Source organism: Microbacterium sp. AR7-10 (assembly GCF_001878835.1).
Classification (GTDB): Bacteria; Actinomycetota; Actinomycetes; order Actinomycetales; family Microbacteriaceae; genus Microbacterium; species Microbacterium commune.
Genome location: NZ_MJIR01000078.1, coordinates 8,643 through 12,917, shown reverse-complemented (window position 1 = coordinate 12,917; position 4,275 = coordinate 8,643). Strand labels below are relative to the sequence as shown.

Annotated in this window: 2 protein-coding genes; one reads left to right on the top strand and one right to left on the bottom strand. The window is 70.3% G+C overall.

Annotation, left to right across the window (positions count from 1 at the left end):
• Positions 1 to 509, bottom strand: a 509-nt coding sequence (locus tag BFN01_RS10945) for a LysR family transcriptional regulator (protein WP_143187225.1), incomplete at its 3' end; no start/stop codon positions are given.
• A gap of 91 nt (positions 510 to 600) precedes the next feature.
• Here BFN01_RS10945 and BFN01_RS10940 point away from each other — a divergent pair.
• On the top strand, positions 601 to 4,092 hold the full coding sequence (locus tag BFN01_RS10940) for a proline dehydrogenase family protein (protein WP_071644348.1): 3,492 nt from the start codon (positions 601 to 603) through the stop codon (positions 4,090 to 4,092).
• Positions 4,093 to 4,275: the final 183 nt, after the last annotated feature.

The following is a 4,275-nucleotide window of genomic DNA, read 5'->3' as shown; positions in this document are numbered from 1 at the left end:
CGGCGACCACCGAAATCACCCCCCGTGGGTTCGTCGGCAGCGTCAGATGTGTATAAGAGACAGGGATACTGCCCGGCGATCACCAGGTCGAACCGCCGCGCCCACAGCTCGAACAGGCTCTCTTCGGGCGGCAGCTCGGCGAGCTCGACACGCAGGCCCGGGGCGCGCTCGGCGAGCAGGGACAGCGCGGCCGGCGCGATGCTCTGCGCCGCGGTGGGCATCGCAGCGATGCGCACCGGCTCCCAGCCCGCGTGCGCTGTCAGCGCCGCGCGGGCCTCTTCGTCGAGCTCGAGAGCCCGGGCGGCGTGCTCGGCCAGCATCCGTCCCTGCGGGGTCAGACGCACCCTGCGTCCGTCGGGTTCGAGCAGCGTGACTCCGGCCTCTTTCTCGAGCAGGGCGAGCTGCTGCGAGACGGTCGAGGGGGAGTACGAGAGCGAGGCGGCGACCTGGGCGATCGTGCCGCGCAGCGCGAGTTCGTGCAGCAGTCTCAGCCGCCTCAGCTCGAACATGCGGGACTCTCCTCATTCTTCGTTTTCATCGAACATTATCATTCAGAAACGATCGCTTTTCTTGTACGGTGCGCGGCGGCATCCTGTAGCAATGAGCACTCCTGCGCCCGCCTCCGAAGCATCCATCGCCGAACTCGCCTCACTCGGCGACGACGCCGTCGCCCTGGTGAAGAAGTGGCTTGTCGAGAGTCGCGACGTGCCGACGGATGCCGCCGGCGAGCGTCTCGCGGGAGTGCTGCGCGACCCGAACGGCCTCGACTTCACCGTCGGATTCGTCGACGGCGTCGTGCGCCCCGAAGACCTCAAGGTCGCGGCGACCAAGCTCAAGGAGCTCGTGCCGCTGACGCCGGGCTTCCTGCCCGCGCCGATGCGCGCCGCGATCGGCCTCGGTGGTGCGACCGCCGGCATCCTGCCCGGTGTCGTCGTGCCGTCGGCCCGCGCCGTGCTGCGCCAGATGGTGCGCCACCTGATCGTCGACGCCCGCGACGAGAAGCTGGGTGCGGCGATCAAGCACATCCGCGAGTCGCAGGGCGTGAAGCTCAACATCAACCTGCTCGGCGAGGCCATCCTGGGCCGCGAAGAGGCCAAGCGCCGCCTCGACGGCACCCGTCGCCTGCTCGAGCGCGACGACGTCGACTACGTGTCGATCAAGGTTTCCTCCACCGTCGCCCCGCACAGCCCGTGGGCCTTCGACCATGCCGTCGCCGACGCCGTCGAGGCGCTGCTGCCGCTGTACCGGATCGCCGCGCAGGGCGGCCCGGGCGGTCAGAAGTTCATCAACCTCGACATGGAGGAGTACAAGGACCTCGACCTCACCATCGCGGTCTTCACCGGCATCCTCGACCGTCCCGAGTTCAAGAACCTCGAGGCGGGCATCGTGCTGCAGGCGTACCTGCCCGACGCGCTCTCGGCGATGATGCGTCTGCAGGAGTGGGCGGCCGCCCGCGTCGCCTCGGGCGGGGCGCCGATCAAGGTGCGCGTCGTGAAGGGCGCCAACCTGCCGATGGAGACGGTCGATGCCGAGACGCACGGCTGGCCGCTCGCAACCTGGTCGAGCAAGCAGGAGTCCGACTCGTCGTACAAGGCGGTGCTCGAGTACTCGCTGCGCCCGGAGCACATCGGCAACGTGCGCATCGGCGTCGCCGGTCACAACCTGTTCGACATCGCCCTCGCCTGGCTGCTCGCGAAGAGGCGCGGCGTGACCGACGGGATCGAATTCGAGATGCTGCTCGGCATGGCCACCGCCCAGGCCGAAGTCGTCAAGCGCACGGTCGGGTCGCTGCTGCTCTACACCCCCGTGGTGCACCCCGATGAGTTCGACGTCGCGATCGCCTACCTGATCCGCCGTCTCGAAGAGGGCGCCTCGCACGAGAACTTCATGTCGGCCGTGTTCGATCTCGACACCGATCCGGCGCTGTTCGAGCGCGAGAAGCAGCGCTTCCTGGCATCCATCCAGACCATCCCGACCGAGGTGCCGGCAGCCAACCGCACGCAGAACCGTCAGCTGCCAGACCCTTCGGCAGGCTCAGGGACCCAGGAGGGGTCAGGCTCCGGGACCCAGGAGGGGTACGTCTTCCAGAACACCCCCGACACCGACCCGTCGCTGGCAGCCAACCGTGCCTGGGCCGACGGGATCCGCGCCCGCATGAAGAACTCGACCCTCGGTGCCGACACGGTCGCCGCCAACACGCTCAGCACCGCCGAGCAGGTCTCCGAGCGGATCGCTGCGGCCGTGGCATCCGGTGAGGCATGGCGCGCACTCGGCGCCGCCGGCCGCGCCGAGATCCTGCACCGCGCGGGCGACATCCTCGAGGCGCGTCGGGCCGACCTGCTCGAGGTCATGGGCTCCGAGGCGGGCAAGATCATCGAGCAGGGCGACCCCGAGGTGTCGGAGGCGATCGACTTCGCGCACTACTACGCCGAGAGCGCCAAGAAGCTCGCCGAGGTCGACGGCGCGCTCATGCAGCCGGTCGGGCTGACCGTGGTCACCCCGCCGTGGAACTTCCCGGTCGCCATCCCCGCCGGATCCACCCTGTCCGCGCTCGCCACCGGGTCGCCGGTGATCATCAAGCCCGCCCGCCAGGCGCGCCGCTCGGGCGCCGTGATGGTCGAGGCGCTGTGGGAGGCCGGAGTGCCTCGCGACGTGCTGCAGTACGTGCAGCTCGACGGCCGCTCGCTGGGTGAGCAGCTGGTCAGCGACCCGGCCGTCGGCCGCGTCATCCTCACCGGCGGCTACGAGACGGCCGAGCTGTTCCGCGGATTCCGTGCCGACCTGCCGCTGCTCGCCGAGACGAGCGGCAAGAACGCGATCATCGTCACTCCTGCCGCCGACCTCGACCTCGCCGCGAAGGATGTCGCGTACTCGGCCTTCGGTCACGCCGGCCAGAAGTGCTCGGCCGCCTCGCTCGTCGTGCTCGTGGGGTCGGTCGCGAAGTCGGAGCGGTTCCGTCGTCAGCTCATCGATGCCGTGCGCGCCTACGAGGTGGGCATGCCGGAAGACGGCAGAAACCGCATCGGACCGCTGATCGGACCGGCCGAGGGCAAGCTGCTCAGCGCGCTCACCGAACTGCACCCGGGACAGTCCTGGATGCTGGAGCCTGAGAAGCTCGACGACGCCGGCCAGCTCTGGACCCCCGGCATCCGCGACGGGGTGCAGCGCGGCAGCGAGTTCCACCGGGTCGAGTACTTCGGACCCGTGCTCGGGGTGATGACCGCCGACTCGCTGACCGAGGCGATCGACATCGTCAACGACATCGACTACGGCCTGACCAGCGGCATCCACTCCCTCGACGTCGACGAGGTGCAGCAGTGGCTGGCGAACATCCAGGCCGGCAACGTGTACGTCAACCGCGGAACCACCGGTGCCATCGTGCAGCGGCAGCCGTTCGGCGGCTGGAAGAAGGCCGCCGTCGGCGCCGGCTCCAAGGCGGGCGGCCCGAACTACCTCGTCGGGCTGGCGGAGTGGACGGATGCCACGGTGCAGACGAGCACCTCGCTCGACGCGCTCGCGTCGTCGGCCGTCGCACTCGTCGACGGTGCCGACGCCGAGTGGCTGCGCGGCGCGCTGGCCACCGACATCGACGCGCTGGCCGCCGAGTTCGGCATCGTGCGGGATGCCACGGGTCTGGTCACCGAGCAGAACGCGCTGCGCTACCAGGCGCTGCCCGTCACGATCCGCTACGAGGGCGGCCGTGTCGCCGAGCTGCTGCGCGTCGCCGCCGCCGGCGCGCGGCTGCGCGCACGGGTGACGGTGAGCACGGCATCCGCTCTGCCCGCGCCGGTCGTCACCTGGCTGGGTGCGCACGATGTCGTCGTAGTGACCGAGGACGCCCAGGCGTGGGCCGGGCACGCCCGTCGCCTCGCCGCCGCGGGCGGACGCGTGCGCCTGATCGGCGCCGACGCGCTCGAGACCGCGACGGCCGTCGAGGGCTCGCCGAGCCTGGCGATCTACGCGAACCCGGTGGTCTCGGCCGGCCGCGTCGAGATGCTCACCTTCGTGCGCGAGCAGGCCGTGTCGATCACCGCGCACCGCTTCGGCACCCCGCACCGCTACGACGTCCCGCTGCTCGAGCCTGTGCGCTGAGTCGCGGGTCGGGCTGCGCTTGCTCGCTTCGCTCTTCGCGCCGGCTGGGCCCATATGGTCGCCTCCTCTCGGGTGAGGCGACCATTCGAGCCCGGCCGACGGCGTGCGGGCGGGGATGCTCGTGCTCGGTGGTCCCGAATGGTCGCTTTCCTTCGAGAGAGGCAGCCACCTGGGCCCAGCGGA